Raw genomic sequence first — 16,710 nt, forward strand, 5'->3', positions numbered from 1 at the left:
ATGATCGCGCGCTCTTCAACGCTGAGTTCGGAATAGGACATAGGGGCAGCACCGTACCGGAAAGGTCAGGTGTTGCACTCAGTTTTCGCGGCCGCCCAAGATAAAGAAGATATGACAGTCGTCATTTAGATTAAAAAACAATCAACTCTATATACAAATATCGAGGTTCTGTAATGAAATGCTGGACACTGTTGCTACTGAGGGTCTCACTCGGCTGGTTGTTGGTAATCTGGGGAGCCGATAAGGTTTTTAATGTAGAGCACAGCGTGGCTGTGGCTAACAAGTATTACTTAGGCTTAGGAACCGAGAGCATCCTGCAATTAGGTGGAGTCGTTCAAATACTTGTTGGATTACTGATCGTTGTGGGTTTTGCTCGCCGTTGGGTATACCCCATACAGGTGCTATTCAACGGCGCATCCCTTCTGGCCGTGATGAAATCAGTCATAGATCCATGGGGTTGGATTTTTGAGGGATCCAATGCATTGTTCTACCCATCACTTATCATCTTTGCAGGGAGTTTGCTGTTGGTTGCATTTCGCGATGAGGATTATCTATCGTTAGATAAAAAAGAGAATCTAGATAATATATTATAGATGAATCTTGCTGGTGTTGTTAATTGTGGTGCTAGCCATATTGGTTGTTTGTAAGGATCAGTTTTTCTGTAATATTTCAAGTGCTGGGCGTGCATCGCTTTAAAATCTGTGCTTGATTGTTATTCTGGGTTTTGTACGAAAGACAGGTCTGGATGTGTCTCAGGACGCACAATTTTCCTTAACCGTTTACTCTAGGGAGAGGTGTCCACTTAGTGGACACCTCAGCTTACCAGTCGAATAGAGTCGTATTTACAATTTATCCCTACCTATTATCTGATTTTTAGCGTTCCTTGGTTTGCCTTGTGGTGATCTGTCAATAGGTATTTTTTAGATTGAATTTGAATTTGAATTTGGATTTATAATCCACCTTTCAGGTTACACAATTCTAGGCTTGTCGTGTAGAGTTAGGGTGTGTAGAGTGAAACAAAAATACAGAAATAAAAAAATGATCTAGTATAAAATACTTCTCTCGGCGTAGATCTTATTCAATGACTTTCAAATCTGGCCTATCTATTTTCTTTCGTGTGAATTTACGGCGCTTAATCTTGTCGCTCGCTCTTCTCAGTGCGCTGATGCTCCAATTAAATACATTTTATGCAAGCTATGGAGTTCAGCGTCAATTATTAGTTGATAATACCCTTGAGAGTAATCGTGTCTACTCTCAAAAATTAGCTGACAGTGTTGAGTATTTTTTAAAAACCTCGCAGCAACAATTGGCTTATAGTGCTAAGAATCTCGCCGGAATTTTAAAAAAACAGTCTGCGTTAGAGGCTGAAGTGGATCGACTGCGTTTGCAGACGAATAGTTTTAACTCCGTCGTTGTGGTTGATAAAAATGGAAAGGTTTTAGCAACGTCTCCTGATGCGATTAATATTTCTGGCAAAACAATTGAGTCCTTAGGAGCTAGAGAAGCTCTAATTAAAAGGAGGCCTCTGATCAGTTCTCCTTATATTTCAGCAGCTGGGAATCTGTTGGTGTTCATCTCGAATCCTATTCTCGACGAGAAAGGAGAGTATCTAGGTTATGTTGGTGGCACGATCTATTTAAAGCAAAAAAATATTCTCAATAATCTGCTTGGTGAGCACTACTATCGCGACGGCTCTTACCTGTATGTTGTAGATCAAGACAGGCAGCTCTTGTATCATCCAAATCCTGAACGGGTAGGCACGAAAATCATTAAGAACTCAGCTATTGATGCAGTTACCCATGGTAAAGTGGGTAGTATGCGCCTTTATAATAGTAAAAATGTCGATATGCTGGCTGGTTACGCCGTAATACCTAGTGCCGAATGGGGAGTTGTAACGCAAAGACCAACGCAAGCTACGTTGGCACCACTTAACGGATTAATGATAAAGGTTTTACTTAATACGCTACCTTTAACCTTTTTAATTCTATTGTTGATTTGGTGGGTCACGAAGAAGATCACTTTACCCTTACAGGAGCTAGCCGACAGTGCTCAGCACATGGATCGACCTGCTGCTGCTGAGCGCATCCAGAAAATTCGCTCTTGGTATTTTGAATCCAATGAGATAAAGCGGGCGCTTCTTTCTAGCTTCAAGCGTGTACATTTTAAAATTAATAAATTACTTTTAGATGTCAAAAGTGACCCTTTGACCGGTCTTCATAATAGGCGCGGACTAGACATGGCATTAGATATCATGCAGGCAGAAAGTGAAAATTTCGCCATAGTGTCTTTGGATATAGACCATTTCAAGTCTGTTAATGATACATACGGGCACGATGCAGGAGATAAAGTTTTATCGCATCTGGCGAAAATAATGAAAGCTCTTTCGCGTGATGATGATGTTATATGTAGAGTTGGAGGTGAGGAGTTCTTGATATTGTTGCCAGGCTTGAGTTCGAAGTCTGCTGAAGACTTTGCTAATCGCCTTAGAGGTGAAGTTGAAGAGATGAAGTTTGATTTAGTAGATCATATAACTATCTCTCTAGGTGTCGCATGCTGGAGTCGTGATGCTGGAGACGTTGTGGGAGTATTGAAGGTTGCAGATGAAATGCTTTATAAAGCAAAGAAAAACGGAAGGAATCGAGTGGAAGCTGCTTAGAGGCGTAATCTACCCCTAAAAATAAGATGTAAGAATTCTAGAGAAGTCATTTATGTTGCTTGTCTAAATAGTTTTAGATGATGAGTGGCTCCTGGTTTTTGAGGAGCTCCTGAGCCTAAAAACAAGCATCGTGATAAGATGCTATAAGCAGCCTTTGTTAGCAGCAGTAACTCCTCCTACTCAGTAGATTTGTTAAGTGACCTAACTACAGCTTGATTTCTGGAAGATGGATGCATGGTTGGGGAGGCATAGTCTTTAGCTGGATTAGATGTAAAGCCAGGCCCTGATAACAGTATTTTAGAGTAAGGTCGTAGCACAAAATTATTAGAGTGCTCCATCGATTGGTACTTTGCTTGGTGCTTACGTCGGATTGAGCTTGCCATGCAATAAAATGTATGTATCCCATTTAGTGTGGATTGCTAATTGGGTCGTGCTCGCATCTTGGTTGAACAACAGCTTTCGGCTCTCATCGTCTACTACCGGTGCGGTATTAATTTGATCTGCAAGCGCGTAAGCACGCTTCGTTGCGGTTCGATTATTAACTCTTTCAAAGCAGCTAGCCAATGTCGAAAGTCGGAGATGTTTTGATTCTGTCTGACGTAAGGAAAAATCCATGGGTAGCATGCCATGTCGGCAATGCTGTAATCGCCCGCGATGTAGTCACGGCCATCAGCTAGCCGCTTATTTAACACGCTATACAAACGAGCCGTTCCTTTAATTTATCGTTATTGTGCATAAGGGCTTGATTCAGGAGCGTATTGGACGAAGTGATGATTCTGCCCTGCCATCTGCCCCAGTCCGCCCATCTGCCAGAAAAGCCACTGCAAGGTTTCGTTGCGGTCACGTAGATCATTAGGTATGAACTGATGAATCTTATCTGCTAAGTATAATAAAGTGGCGCCCGACTCGAAGATAGATAATGGCTGACCTCCACCCAGTGGTTCATGATCGACAATGGCTGGAATACGATTATTGGGAGCAATGCTTAAAAAATGAAGCCGTGAACTGCTCACCTTTTCCAATGTTCACCGGCACGATGCGATAAGGCAGGCCCGACTCTTCAAGGAACATAGAAATTTTGTGCCCGTTAAGGGTAGTCCAGTAATGCAGGTCGATCATGAACTCGCACCTCTACTGAGTAATTTGAGGAAACATTGCTTTACGAGCTTCAGCATCCATTTCGCTTTTGTAGCAGTGTTTGTTCTTCAGTGCTTCAGCCCGCTGGGCTGCCGGTCGCTCGTTGATTTCATCAAGAAGGCGCTTCACGTTTGGTAGGTTCTCCCAAGCTTCGTTACCTAGGATGAAAGGTACTGCACGCGCCCAGCCCCAGACTGCCATATCAACCAACGTGTACTCATTACCTAACATGTAAGGCATTTTTGCCAGACGGTCGTTGATGATTGTCCAGTGACGCCAGGCTTCAAAGTTGTAACGGGCAACGGCGTAATCTTTGGGGGCGGGAGCGAAGTGTTTGAAATGCACTGCTTGACCAGAGTACGGGCCAATACCCGTTGCAACGAACATGAGCCAGGAATACATTTCGCCACGAGCATTCAGGTTGTCAGCGGGCAGGTACTTTCCGCTTTTTTCGGCTAGATAAAGAAGTATGGCGTTGCTGTCAAAGACTACGGTTTCGCCGTCAACCAAAGCCGGAGTCTTGGCGTTTGGGTTGATGTTGAGAAACGCAGGATCGTGCTGATCTCCTTTGCGTGTGTCCACAGGAATGAGTTCGTATGCAAGACCCGCTTCCTCCAAGAAAAGCGCAACTTTCGCGGGGTTGGGTGATGGGTGATAGTAGAGCTTGATCATTTGGAGTCCATGTACTGACGGTCAGTTAATGTCGCAAAATGCTAGGGGAGGGAGCCCAAGACTGTTAAGTGCAATACCAATAGCGTCTGTAATACACCTAGGGTCTGGGTTGATCCTCGCCAAAACTCGCACTCCAAGCAATACGCTGAGGAGGTGGTTGGCGCCGACCTGTGAATCGATCCCTTCAGGAATGTCCCGCTGCGTGCTGAATGCAGCCAGTCGGCCTTCAAAAAAAATACGTATTGTCTCGAGTTCATTTACCACTGCCTGACGCAAGTCTGCGTCCTCTGCTCTCACCTCGAGGACTGAATTTACCAGTAGGCACCCACGATGAAGGGGGTCGTTCAGTATTCGATCTACGAGTTCAACAAAAAACTTGGTTATGGCTATCCCTGCCTGAGGGAGTCCCTCAAGGCGCCGAATCCGTTCGCGCACACTACATTCTAAATAGTGCTCTAGGGAACGACGATAAAGAGTGCGTTTGTCGCCAAAGGCATTGTAAAGGCTTGGTTGATTGAGACCAGTGCACCTGACGAGGTCTCGAGTTGTAGTGCCCTCGTACCCCTGCGCCCAGAATGCCTCGACGACGGAGCTCAGAACCGTTGCTTCATTAAATGTACGAGGACGGGCCATTGACTGAAAATGCTCTGTGTCGTTTCAGTGACAATAGCACAAGTTTTGTATCGACCGACACAGTATGATTTTTCAGCTTATCGTATTTTTCAATACTTTCGCTCTAAGCCAAACTCTGAAAAAGACTTCCCGATTTGGTGAGATACTCGCCTGACACGAACCGAACGTTTGAGCGCCGACGAAACAAATGTCCTTCGCCGATGCCGAGCATGTCGGCAGCGTAAGCAGACCGCCGCGAGCTCTTTCTGATCGAGATGGAACAGGTGATGTCCTAGAAGGGCCTGGATCGGTTTCCCGATTAAACGACGATTTTAACTTTCGGGGCCTGCTGGAAAAACATGAGTTTGCAGGCGGGATTCTTCAGGTAATCAATGGTTATCTGGCTGATCGTGGCTTGTAAGACATGGTGGTTGATACGATGATTATTCATGCACCGAGTTCGACCAAGAACAAGGACGGAAAGCGTGATCCCGAAATGAATCAGACGAAGAAAGGAAACCAATATTTTTTTGTGATGAGAGCGCACATTGGCGTCGATGCCGAGTTGAATTTAGTGCATAACCTCGCGAGCTCGACGGCCAATGCTGCGGACGTGACTCAGGTCGATCAGTAGCTGTATAGCGACCACAACTATGTCTTCGGCGATGCCGGTTACACTGGAGTTGACAAGCGTCTTGAGCATCAGGATCGCAAGATGAACTTATCAATTGTGGCGCGCCCGAGTAGCTATAAAAAGCACGTCAAAAAGAGTTTGATTGGGCGTATACGGCGCGAGACTGAATACGCGAAAGCGCAGGTACGGTCTAAAGTTGAGTATCCGTTTCGCGTGAACAACCGTCAGTTCGGCTATCTCAAGCCCTTTAAAACCTAGATCGTCCAAGAATGCCTGTAGCGTAGCATGTCAGGTATGACCGTTTTATCCGTGAACTTACCTAATAATCCGAATCGACTCCATTTGGCTCGCTGCAGAGCCCATGGATATGCAAGCCGGCACTTAGACCGCTTTGGCTAGATTGATATAAGTATTCGGCGTGGCGAATCCGCACTGTGCTTATCTATGTACCAATCGCTGGGCCAACCGAATGAGAGTGCTGGTTCACGACGGGATTGGTATTTGGTCAGTGGCACGGAGGTTGAATCAAGGCAAATTTAATTGGCCAGGAACTCACAAGATAGCGAGCTGGAACTGGATACCGAGCAGCTTCAGACTTTCGTACGCGCGCCTCGAAGATGGCGCTTTGCTTATCGATAATATTGCAGCCGAAAATCAGTTCCGACGTTGGGCGTTGGACATTCGAGCTGGCTGTTTGCCGGCTACTTTCCGTAGTGAGCAACGAGCGACTGCGGTCATGAGTTTGATCCAGACGGCACGTTTTAACAGGCATGATCCGTATGCTTATCTGAAGGACGTGCTGACTTCTATCTCGACTCAGCGAGTGAGACTGGCCAACTGCTTCCGCTTCAGTGGGTAGATCCCCCCTAACAACGATTGGACATCGACTCGATAATGCGGCACTGCTCGATCACGCCGCCCTTGCAACAAGCAATCAAACGCTCCAACTCAGCCTCCAAACCTAGCAGGTCTTGGATGCGCATTCGGACTTGGTCTAACTGCCCTTCGACTTTTGCGTCCACCCTGGCGCAGGAAGCGTCGCGTTTATTAGCAAAACTCAGTAACTCTCGAATATCGTCAAGGCTGAAGCCAAGTGCCCGGCTTCGGCGTATGAAGAGTAGACGGTCGCGCTCCTCATCTGTGTAAAAGCGATAGCCCGATACTGAACGCCCTGCGGGGAGCAGGAGGCCGACCTGTTCGTAATAGCGGATTGTTACCGCTTTGGTATCGGTCGCCTTCGCCAAGGCACCGACTGTATATCTAGTCGAAATCATTTCGATTGACCTTAAAGTTTCTAGAATCTTCATATTACGCGCCTTTGGCGATAAGCAAATCTGCGCGCGTTCAATAGAAAGCGAGCTGAATCCTGTGGAGGCCTCATTAAAGCAGTATCAATCCGGATCTTGGGTTCTTTTGCTCTGTGGCTGGTTGCTTGCTCTGGTATCAACAATCGCGATGCTATTCGTTGGTGAAGTCATGGGGTAAACCCTTAACCAGCTTCGGCGCGCAACCGTTCTATAATCTGAATTGCAGTGAAATTAACCATACGCGTTAATCACGACGCGGGCAGAATGAAAAAAGGCTCACCGAGCCCGACAATTCGCTTTACCTTATAGTAGCTATAGGGTGTTTACTCTTCACCATTAATTGTGGAGAGTGCTCTTATGAAAAGCTGTTGTGGTGATGAGCAAGCATCGAAAAGTGACGCAGCCGTTGAGGTATTTGAACAAGCAGTACCGATCAGTTGCAGTGCATCTGCCGCGACGACGTGCAATACAAATACAGCCCAGTCCAACAGCAATTGCTGCTCCGCGAAAACTCTGGACGTCAGTTCTGCGCCTTCTACAGTAGAGGGTGTGGGGTGCTGCTCCCCCGGCTCCGAAACCAATAAATCGAGCTGCACCGTCCTAGCACCGCCATCTGTCTTGTACAGTCTTGCCGAACCGAGCAAGCCTGCTGCTGCGGTTGATAACGACCTCATTACCCATGCCTGCTGTCCACCATCTGCTGCGGATACCTCCAAAGCTGGCATCGATAACGTCTCTCCCACTAATACAGGCGAAAGGACTAGTTTCAGCAGTTTTAGGATTGGGCAGATGTGCTGTCCTTCCGAGCAGACCATGATTGAGGGTAAGCTCGCGAAGATGAGCGGCATTCAAAAGCTCGAGTTCAACATGATGAACCGCACGATGGCAGTCTGGCACGGGCTACCAGACACCTTGGGTATAGAGGCAGCAGTGCTATCGCTGGGCATGCACGCCGAGCCTTTGACTGCTAATGGCAATTCAACCAGCGCAGATACGCCAGTAGTTCCTCCCCAGCCGGAATTACACAAAAGCACTTGGTGGCCATTAGCGCTGTCCGGTGTCGCTGCCGTGGGTTCGGAAGTTCTGCACTTCACTAACTCCGCGCCTGAATGGGTGGTAGCGGTCATAGCCTTGTTCGCCATCGCATTGTGCGGGCCTACGACCTACAAAAAGGGTTTGATCTCGATCAAACACCTGAACCTGAATATCAACGCGCTGATGAGCATCGCGGTTACCGGTGCGGTGCTGATCGGACAGTGGCCGGAAGCTGCTATGGTCATGTTTCTCTTTACCGTTGCAGAAATGGTCGAAGCGAAATCGCTGGATCGTGCACGCAATGCCATCAAGGGGCTGATGGACTTGACCCCGGAGCGAGCGACCGTGCGTCAGTCCGACGGCAGTTGGCTGGAGGTCGATGTGAAGACTGTCCAGATTGGGGGCTTGGTTCGTGTACGCCCCGGTGAACGCATTGGACTGGACGGGAATCTCTTTTCCGGTAGTTCGACCGTTAACCAAGCCCCCATCACGGGCGAGAGCCTGCCCATCGATAAAGATATCGATGATCCCGTCTATGCCGGCTCCATTAATGAATCCGGCTCCTTCGAGTATCGAGTGACAGCTGAGGCCAACAATACGACGCTTGCCCGTATCATTCACGCGGTTGAAGAAGCTCAAAGTTCGCGAGCTCCTACCCAGCGGTTCGTTGATAAGTTCGCCAAGATTTATACGCCAGGGGTGTTCTTTTTCGCCGTCGCAATTGCGGTATTCCCGCCATTGTTTATGGGCGGTTTGTGGACTGACTGGATCTATCGGGCCTTGGTTCTACTTGTAGTTGCTTGTCCCTGTGCACTGGTTATTTCCACGCCAGTGTCCATCGTCAGCGGGCTGGCTGCAGCAGCCCGCAAAGGTATTTTGGTCAAGGGCGGCGTCTATCTGGAGATAGGCGCGCGGCTGAGTTTCGTCGCGCTCGATAAAACCGGCACCATTACTCATGGGAAACCTGCTCAGACAGATTACATACTGGTGGCTGAAGCCTCAGAGATACATCCTCAGATTGTTGCCGCCAGCCTCGGTGCTCGCTCGGATCACCCGGTATCACAGGCAATTGCCAAGTACGATGGCTTGGACGTATCTACGTTCCTGCAAGTGGAGAGTTTTGAGGCCCTTCCCGGTCGCGGGGTAAAGGGGATGATTGAAGGCCAGCTCTTCTACCTGTGCAATCACCGACTGATCCAGGAGTTGGGGCTCGGTACTTCGCAGTTGGCCGAGTCACTGACTAGCCTGGAGCGCCAAGGAAAAACAGTGGTGGCCTTGACCAGCGCCAGTCAGGTTTTTGCGTTGTTTGCAGTGGCCGACACGGTAAAGGACTCAAGCCAGACTGCGATCAAGGAGCTACACGCGCTGGGCATCAAAACCATGATGCTGACGGGCGACAACTCACACACCGCTGATGCGATCGCCAAACGAGTTGGGATAGATGAGGCGCTGGGAAACTTGCTGCCCGCTGACAAGCTCTCTGCTATTGGTGAGTTGCAGAGTCGGAAGCACGTGGTGGGGATGGTCGGTGATGGGATAAACGATGCGCCTGCGTTGGCCAAATCTCAGGTTGGATTCGCCATGGCCGCAGCGGGTACGGGAACAGCTATTGAAACGGCTGACGTTGCGTTAATGGATGATGATCTGCGCAAGATTCCGGCCTTCATTCGACTATCGCGCCAGACTGCTGCGATTTTGAAGCAAAACATTTTCTTCGCCTTAGGCATCAAGGCCATTTTCATCGTGTTCACCCTGATGGGTCTGGCCACCATGTGGATGGCTGTGTTTGCAGATGTTGGAGTGAGTTTGCTTGTAGTGCTCAATGGGCTTCGATTGCTGAAGAAGTAGATCGCAATGTAGGTATGAAGGAGGCGTCGCGAACGGCGTTCTGAAGGACTGCTTATACCGTCCTGAGTCGTACAAGGTGACTTTGGCAGACGCTTACCCTGCGTGATCGATTGCTAATGCTGATCTGTGGCTGTCAGCTCAACTAGACGCCACCGCAGCAACTGGTTGTGACTCAGTTCCAGCCACTACCAGCTCCGGTGGCGTGGTTTATGGTGCTGGTAGAACCCAACTCAACCCCGCGCATACTCAACGAGTTATCGGAGTCACTGACGACGGCGATCAGGGATTGATCGCTTTGTAAGCCTGCCAAGGCTACGCTAAAGAAGTCTCAGATAAGAATAGAAGGATCTGAGGTTTTAGGAATTTTGTGCCCAAAGCTTGCTAGGATAGCTGGGCTAAAATCTCGTTTTACCATAGGAACAGCGGGGATAATGACAATTACACGTTTAATGACGTGAAACTCACAAGGGGATTCTTATGGTTGGAAAGCCTACGGATGATAGTCAAAACACACCTTCTCTACCCAGTGAAGGTATTCCTGCTCCTAGTGGAGCGGCTAATCTTATCGATACTGACTATGTCATCGGTCAAGATAATATCAAGGGGGAGTTTTCGTTCTCACTCGATATCCACGGTAAAGTTTTCATCATTTCAGCAGCCACCATTTTACTATTCGTGATTTTAACACTGGCATTGCAGAATGAAGTAGAACCTCTCTTTAGCTCCATTCGAAACTGGCTAACCAGCCATCTAGCCTGGCTCTTCATGAGCATTGCGAACGTTTTTGTGTTGCTATGCATTGCACTTATTTTCTCTCCGCTGGGCAAGGTTCGCTTGGGCGGTAGAGATGCCAAACCAGACCATAGTTACGTCGGTTGGTTTTCAATGCTTTTTGCTGCGGGGATGGGCATTGGACTAATGTTTTATGGGGTCGCGGAACCCATGTCGCATTACGCTGCTTCTATGGGTGGTGTGACAGTAGATGCGAGCGGCCTGCGCACGGATTGGGCGCCGCTAGGCGGTGCCGAAGGCGATATGAAGGCATCTGCTGACTTGGCGATGGCGGCGACGATCTTTCACTGGGGACTCCATCCTTGGGCTATATACGCGATTGTGGCGTTGTCTTTAGCGTTGTTTTCTTACAACAAAGGCTTGCCGCTTTCAATACGCTCAATTTTTTATCCACTATTGGGTGAGCGTGTCTGGGGGTGGCCGGGACATATCATCGATATCCTAGCGGTATTTGCCACGCTATTTGGTTTAGCAACTTCTTTAGGGATTGGCGCAGAACAGGCTGCTGCAGGGATTGAATATCTCTTCGGAATTCAATCGACGAATCTGAGCAAGGTTGTACTGATCGTCGGTATCACCATAATCGCTCTTTGGTCAGTCCTTGCCGGCTTGGATAAGGGCGTCAAAATGCTTTCCCAGATCAATATGGGACTTGCATTGCTCTTGTTGGTGTTCGTCATTATTGTGGGGCCGACCCTGGCTATTTTTACCGGATTCTTTAAAAATCTGGTGACTTATGTTGAATATTTGCCTGCGCTCTCAAACCCATTTGGACGTACTGATATCGAGTTCACTCAAGGCTGGACTGCCTTCTACTGGGCTTGGTGGATCAGTTGGTCACCATTTGTAGGCATGTTTATCGCTCGCGTCAGTCGTGGGCGAACTGTCAGAGAGTTTCTGATCTCTGTTCTACTTGTGCCTTCAGTAGTTTCTGTATTATGGATGACTACGTTTGGCGGTACGGCAATTGACCAAGTGACCACTCAAAGCCTTATGGGAGTCAAGGACGCGGTCTTAGAGCTGAAGTTGTTCGCCATGCTGGGAGAGCTCCCCCTCAAGGAGATCAGCTCATTCCTAGGTATTATTCTGGTCATAGTGTTTTTTATTACTTCCTCTGACTCCGGCTCATTGGTGATCGATACCATCACAGCTGGAGGCAAGGTTGACGCGCCTGTTCCTCAACGGGTGTTCTGGGCGGTAATCGAAGGCGTGATTGCGATTGCTCTGCTATTGGGGGGCGGTCTGGTGGCACTGCAGGCAATGGCAGTCTCCACGGGGTTGCCTTTCGCAATAGTTCTAATGATAGGGTGTATCTCTCTAGTGAAAGGACTAATGTCTGAGCCTCGCTAGTCAGTATGAGCTAGGCTATAGGTAAGATTGACCTCAAGCTTCAAGGTGTAACATATCTATCTGCTTGCACCTTGAAGCTATTAACTTGGTTCAATTCCATAACTCACCGACAGGTGTGAGTGGCGAGTAGTGAGTTGCTATCTGCGCCTGCAACAACTCGGCAGTCGCGAGAGCATCGGTTAATGCATGATGTGCGTGATAAGCCGGCAGGTTCAACCTAGAGCGACTGTCTGCCAGCCGTATGGACTGTTGCTTGCGTCCAATTAGTCGGCCGAACCAGCTAATTTTTTGCCTATGGAAGTGTGCCTCTAACTGCATCGTATCGATGACTGGAAACTTAAGGCCTTCACCTAAATACCTACGCACTGCCTGATCCAAGAAGGCGCGCTCAATATTCCGGTAATGGACGACAATCACTCTGCCCGCCATGGCTTCAAGCAAAGGATCAAGCACCTGCGCAAACACAGGGGCATCTAAAATTTCGGCATGGGTTATGTGATGAAAGGTCACTGACTTTTCATTCAGTTCGGACGATGGTTTTATCACCCAGTAGAGTGAATTCCCGCAACAAATACGATTAAGCGTGAACGGCATAACACCAATACTCACGATGCTGTGGGACTGTGAGTCAAGGCCGGTAGTCTCTACGTCCATGGCCAGCAGTTGAACGCTCTCAATGGGTGCCAGCGCTGAAACCGCGCCAGCTTGATAGAACTTTCGTAATAGAGGATTAACCGAAATCTTCGCCAATTTCTCGAGCTCGGCAGACCAGTCCAGCACTCTATTTTTAGGCTGCTTTTTTAGGTTTTTCATCGCTAAAAGCGGCCCTTTGAAGGATATCGGAATCGCAAGAAATTTTGGCCATTGCTCAACACCTGAAACGCTTCTTTGAGGTTATGTCGTTCACTGCTAGAAAAGCGCTCGGGCTCAATGTAGTTATTGAGTGATGCCCCCTGTTCAAGTGCGTCCGCCTGGTGTCGAATACGCACCATCGACAGGAACTCTAGTGCGTACCGAAGTTGCTTTAATGCTTCTGGAGGAATGACTTTACTGCGGGCTATAGCATCCATGCGATCAAATGAGTTCTGAGCGGTACTGCCACATGCTAGCGCATGAATCCGGATAAGGTCGGTCAGCGGTGCCGTGCCACGCCCTTTAAGGTTGATGATCCTTTTTTGCTGTCCGTCAGTCTCAACGACAAAAGTACGGAAGAATCCTAATGGCGGCGTTCGATTAAGGGCAATACGAGCCATTGCGCTTAGAAATACAGGGTGTGTACTGGCTTTTCGAGCGCACAGGTCTTTAAGCTCTTGTACCAACTCAAGCTTGCCAAAAACCCCATCCAGATCGAAAAAAATACAGCTATTAAGCAACGTAGTTGGATTAGGTTTTTCGATCCACTGATCGAAGTAACTTCGCCATACCTTCAAAGGCTGTCGCCACTGCTCGTTGGTCGCCATGACCCCGCCCTTGCAGTAGCTGTAACCGCACGCGGCCAGTCCATCGCTAACAAACGTTGCCAGGGCTCGGAAGTAAGAGTCGTGTTGGATCGGATCGAAGCTGTCGTCGAGTACTAACGCGTTGTCCTGGTCAGTCACTAACAACTGCTCATCACGCGCCATTGATCCCAAAACCATAAAGCAGTAAGGCACTGGAGGCGGGCCTAACTTTTTCTCGGCCAGCTCAAGCAAACGCTGGGTAAAGGCACGGCCAATACCTGAAATCGCGCTTCCGATCATGTGCGCAGTAGCCCCGTCACGCACCATGCGGATATAGGTTCCTCGCAGGTCACGTAAAAGTGATCTCAGACCTTCAACTGAGGTCTGGTTAGAGATTCTGTTAACCAAGTACAAACTGCTATGCGATTCGTACCTGATGATATCCGACAGGTTTATAAGGCCAATTGGATTACCATCGTGCACAACCGGCAAGTGATGAATATTGCGGCGCAACATCACAAGCATGGCTTCAAACACTGAATCATCGGAGCCAATTACAACCGGATCGACTGTCATAATGTCGCTGGCACGAGTTTCGTCAGCGTTTAGGCCCACTGCAACAAATCGCGTGCGAAGGTCTCTATCTGTGACGATCCCTTCTATTTCAGCTGTCTTTAAACCTGCTGGAGACATGACTAGAACGCAGGATACACTTTGCTCAGTCATGATTTTTGCAGCGCCGCCGACAGAGATATCTGACGTGACCCACACCAAGGGACGTGAGATAAGGGCGCGACATTTGAGCTGAATAAGCTCACTAGCACGCCCCTGAGCTTCAACAGCAGTTTTGAGTCTCGAGTTTCCCTCTGCTTCAACGAAGTCAGCGAAAGCATCATGTTGCGCACAAAGGTCAGCGAAAACGTCGGCAGGGATGTAATAGATCAGGCTATCTTCCAACGCTCGGGCGGGAAAGCGTACCTTGTTGCTACGTAACAGACCTGCCTGACCGAATAGGTCACCTTCGACGAGACGGTCATAGAGCTCACCATTACGCCGGTAAATCTCCACCGCACCACTACGAACATAATGCAGATCCTGAATGGTCGCACCGGCTTCAAGAATGTCACTGCCGGCTTTGAAATAACTCACTTCAATTCGCCGAGCGATGGCGTCTACCGACTCCTTTGGCAGGGCATCAAAAGGAGCGAAACGATAGAGGTGGTCGCTAATCTCCTGTAACTCAATCTGCATGAAACCTCGTGATGCTGGAAAAATAAAAGTCGCGAGCGCCATAGTTGGCGAATGGGAATAGTCTTTCTGTATCGGCACCACATCACATCCGGTGACTAGGATCAAGCTTCGTGGCTGACTTACGTTATGCGTTGTAACCACTTTGAGTAACTGCGTACGGTAATTTTTGCGATACCTAGAGGATCAATATTAATCGCCCCGGCTTTCTGAGGTGTTCAGCAATCACTATTCGCCTAGAGGTGGCCCTCCTGAAATGCGGCAACCAGCCAAAAGCGGACTGATCGAACCTTGCCTCATCTTGTGTCCTTTTGAGGCTTCGATATCTCTAGGAGAGCCGGGGCGGATTCAGGGGCTGAAATCCTATACGGGTCTTGACAGGGTCTTTGATCGCCTTTAGGGGGAGCTCAGAGTCTCAGGTGACACCTTTGAAATCCATGTCTTTTACCACCACTTATATGCAGGAGATGCAAAATGAGCATTGATTGGATCAACTTCACGCCTTGGACTTCATTAGCTGGAGGCGCCTTGATAGGGCTGGCTGCTAGCTTGTTTGTTCTCGCGAATGGACGCATCGCCGGCATCAGTGGACTGCTTGGAAGCGTGCTGCGATTCGATAGTGAGGGTTGGAGTGAGAAGGCGTTATTTCTTCTTGGTCTACTAATTTCTCCGTTGTTGTGGGGAGCGTTTACCGTAATGCCAGAGATCGAGATTAAGGCAGGGTGGCCGACGCTGATCATTGCGGGCTTGCTTGTCGGAGTGGGTACTCGTTACGGATCTGGTTGTACAAGCGGCCATGGCGTTTGCGGGATCTCTCGACTCTCAGCACGATCCATCACGGCAACGATGTGCTTTATGTTTGCTGGCTTTGCAACGGTGTACGTCATCCGTCATGTGGTGGGAGCATGAAAATGATCAAGTTGACCGCCTTTTTTGCAGGACTGATCTTCGGCCTTGGTCTTCTCCTGGCAGGCATGGCGAATCCCGCCAAAGTATTAGCTTTTCTTGATTTGGCCGGGGCCTGGGATCCATCACTCGCACTGGTGATGGGTGGGGCCATCGCGGTGGCGATTATTCCCTTGAATTGGGCGCGCAAAAACAAACAATCCTTGTTGGGTGCCCCGATGCAGTTTCCAATGAAAAGGGAGTTGGATTCCCGCTTGATTGGCGGCAGCCTGTTGTTCGGTATAGGTTGGGGGCTTGCGGGGATCTGCCCTGGGCCAGCGTTAACAATTCTGCTTACAGGGCACGGCCAAATCATCATATTCGTATTGGCCATGTTGGCCGGAATGTACTTGTTTAACCTATTAGAACGTAGCGCACGACCCGATTAGGCTGAAACCGTGGACACGATACTGGGAGCACAGTCAGACTCTCAAACCTGCTGACCAGATCGATGACACGTATTTCCGGCCAATGAATATTTGATGTCCGAGCTGAGCGATTCACAAGTCTTCATTTTCGCTGAGCGATTCTTGCTGGCCTGGAACCGAATAAAATTTTAGCTGATGGCGTTTAGCTTTTGATTGAACGATCCGGACTATGCTGCAAATTCCAATACCCAACTCGACCCTCGCGCAGAATCTGACTGCCAAAGCTGACCGATTGAAAAACCAAACAAGCACGCCTTCGTGACCGCTTTGCTGCTGATCTGGGCTGTCAGTCCCACGCGATGTCAACGCCACAACTGGTTGTGACTGACCACAACTGCGGCGTGGTTTATTGCGCCCATAGAGCCCAACTTGACCGAGCTCATGCTAGACGAATCGTCGGCGACCATGGGCTGATCGCCCTGAGAACCTACCCAGGAAGTATCGGCAAGTAAAAAAAATGAGTGATCGAATCAACATGTTTTGGAGGTGCTGTCTTTAGATTTTGAACCAGGGCGGCCGCGAAAACTGAGTGCAACACCTGACCTTTCCGGTACGGTGCTGCCCCTATGTCCTATTCCGAACTCAGCGTTGAAGAGCGCGCGATCAT

General features: G+C 48.9%; 12 protein-coding genes and 4 pseudogenes. 9 read left to right on the forward strand and 7 right to left on the reverse strand.

The window, feature by feature from the left end; genetic code table 11:
• The first annotated feature begins 173 nt into the window (after positions 1 to 173).
• Together ACZRMH_RS24820 and ACZRMH_RS24825 are read left to right on the forward strand one after the other, a co-directional pair.
• On the forward strand, positions 174 to 593 hold the full coding sequence (locus tag ACZRMH_RS24820) for a DoxX family protein (RefSeq protein ID WP_048350912.1): 420 nt from the start codon (positions 174 to 176) through the stop codon (positions 591 to 593).
• Positions 594 to 1,081: 488 nt separating this feature from the next.
• Positions 1,082 to 2,656 carry a sensor domain-containing diguanylate cyclase gene (locus tag ACZRMH_RS24825; protein WP_464015699.1) on the forward strand — a complete coding sequence of 525 codons (1,575 nt, stop codon included), beginning with the start codon at positions 1,082 to 1,084 and terminating at the stop codon, positions 2,654 to 2,656.
• Positions 2,657 to 3,263: 607 nt separating this feature from the next.
• Here ACZRMH_RS24825 and ACZRMH_RS24830 read toward each other — a convergent pair.
• The 3 genes and pseudogenes from ACZRMH_RS24830 to ACZRMH_RS24840 all read right to left on the reverse strand — a co-directional run.
• Positions 3,264 to 3,775, reverse strand: a pseudogene (locus ACZRMH_RS24830) (glutathione S-transferase family protein); the annotation flags it as partial.
• 12 nt (positions 3,776 to 3,787) lie between these two features.
• Positions 3,788 to 4,465: a glutathione S-transferase family protein gene (locus ACZRMH_RS24835; protein ID WP_464015700.1), complete on the reverse strand. Its 678-nt coding sequence runs from the start codon at positions 4,463 to 4,465 to the stop codon at positions 3,788 to 3,790.
• A 21-nt stretch (positions 4,466 to 4,486) separates the two neighbouring features.
• On the reverse strand, positions 4,487 to 5,098 hold the full coding sequence (locus ACZRMH_RS24840) for a TetR/AcrR family transcriptional regulator (protein WP_463959738.1): 612 nt from the start codon (positions 5,096 to 5,098) through the stop codon (positions 4,487 to 4,489).
• Positions 5,099 to 5,384: 286 nt separating this feature from the next.
• On the opposite strand from ACZRMH_RS24840, the pseudogene ACZRMH_RS24845 reads away from it, so the two are divergent.
• From ACZRMH_RS24845 to ACZRMH_RS24855, 3 pseudogenes are all read left to right on the forward strand, one after another.
• Positions 5,385 to 5,954, forward strand: a pseudogene (locus tag ACZRMH_RS24845) (transposase); the annotation flags it as partial.
• Between the two features lie 175 nt (positions 5,955 to 6,129).
• A pseudogene (gene tnpB, locus ACZRMH_RS24850) lies at positions 6,130 to 6,252 on the forward strand (IS66 family insertion sequence element accessory protein TnpB); the annotation flags it as partial.
• A 69-nt stretch (positions 6,253 to 6,321) separates the two neighbouring features.
• Positions 6,322 to 6,581 (forward strand): annotated as a pseudogene (locus tag ACZRMH_RS24855) (transposase domain-containing protein); the annotation flags it as partial.
• Here ACZRMH_RS24855 and ACZRMH_RS24860 read toward each other — a convergent pair.
• Together ACZRMH_RS24860 and ACZRMH_RS24865 are read right to left on the reverse strand one after the other, a co-directional pair.
• Positions 6,578 to 7,018 carry a MerR family transcriptional regulator gene (locus tag ACZRMH_RS24860; RefSeq protein WP_401369041.1) on the reverse strand — a complete coding sequence of 147 codons (441 nt, stop codon included), beginning with the start codon at positions 7,016 to 7,018 and terminating at the stop codon, positions 6,578 to 6,580. The pseudogene ACZRMH_RS24855 and the gene ACZRMH_RS24860 overlap by 4 nt on opposite strands.
• 323 nt (positions 7,019 to 7,341) lie before the next feature.
• Positions 7,342 to 7,866 (reverse strand): hypothetical protein, encoded by a 525-nt coding sequence (locus ACZRMH_RS24865; RefSeq protein WP_464015702.1) that lies wholly within the window; start codon positions 7,864 to 7,866, stop codon positions 7,342 to 7,344.
• Here ACZRMH_RS24865 and ACZRMH_RS24870 point away from each other — a divergent pair.
• Both ACZRMH_RS24870 and ACZRMH_RS24875 read left to right on the forward strand, forming a co-directional pair.
• The gene (locus ACZRMH_RS24870; protein WP_463959760.1) at positions 7,808 to 9,901 is read left to right on the forward strand and encodes a heavy metal translocating P-type ATPase; all 2,094 of its coding nucleotides are present in this window, start codon (positions 7,808 to 7,810) and stop codon (positions 9,899 to 9,901) included. The two genes, ACZRMH_RS24865 and ACZRMH_RS24870, sit on opposite strands and share 59 nt — an antisense overlap.
• A 477-nt stretch (positions 9,902 to 10,378) precedes the next feature.
• Complete coding sequence (locus ACZRMH_RS24875; protein WP_401369044.1) at positions 10,379 to 12,043, forward strand: BCCT family transporter; 1,665 nt, start codon at positions 10,379 to 10,381, stop codon at positions 12,041 to 12,043.
• A gap of 90 nt (positions 12,044 to 12,133) precedes the next feature.
• Here the strand turns inward: ACZRMH_RS24875 and ACZRMH_RS24880 are convergent, their stop codons facing one another.
• Complete coding sequence (locus tag ACZRMH_RS24880; protein ID WP_464015701.1) at positions 12,134 to 12,856, reverse strand: 3'-5' exonuclease; 723 nt, start codon at positions 12,854 to 12,856, stop codon at positions 12,134 to 12,136.
• Positions 12,857 to 12,858: 2 nt separating this feature from the next.
• Positions 12,859 to 14,733, reverse strand: coding sequence for a DUF294 nucleotidyltransferase-like domain-containing protein (locus ACZRMH_RS24885; RefSeq protein ID WP_037031797.1), 1,875 nt, complete (start codon positions 14,731 to 14,733; stop codon positions 12,859 to 12,861).
• A gap of 471 nt (positions 14,734 to 15,204) precedes the next feature.
• On the opposite strand from ACZRMH_RS24885, the gene ACZRMH_RS24890 reads away from it, so the two are divergent.
• Together ACZRMH_RS24890 and ACZRMH_RS24895 are read left to right on the forward strand one after the other, a co-directional pair.
• Positions 15,205 to 15,639 (forward strand): YeeE/YedE family protein, encoded by a 435-nt coding sequence (locus tag ACZRMH_RS24890; RefSeq protein ID WP_019822702.1) that lies wholly within the window; start codon positions 15,205 to 15,207, stop codon positions 15,637 to 15,639.
• 2 nt (positions 15,640 to 15,641) lie between these two features.
• Positions 15,642 to 16,064, forward strand: coding sequence for a DUF6691 family protein (locus ACZRMH_RS24895; RefSeq protein ID WP_037031739.1), 423 nt, complete (start codon positions 15,642 to 15,644; stop codon positions 16,062 to 16,064).
• Positions 16,065 to 16,710: the final 646 nt, after the last annotated feature.

Source organism: Pseudomonas sp. B414 (genome assembly GCF_055408445.1).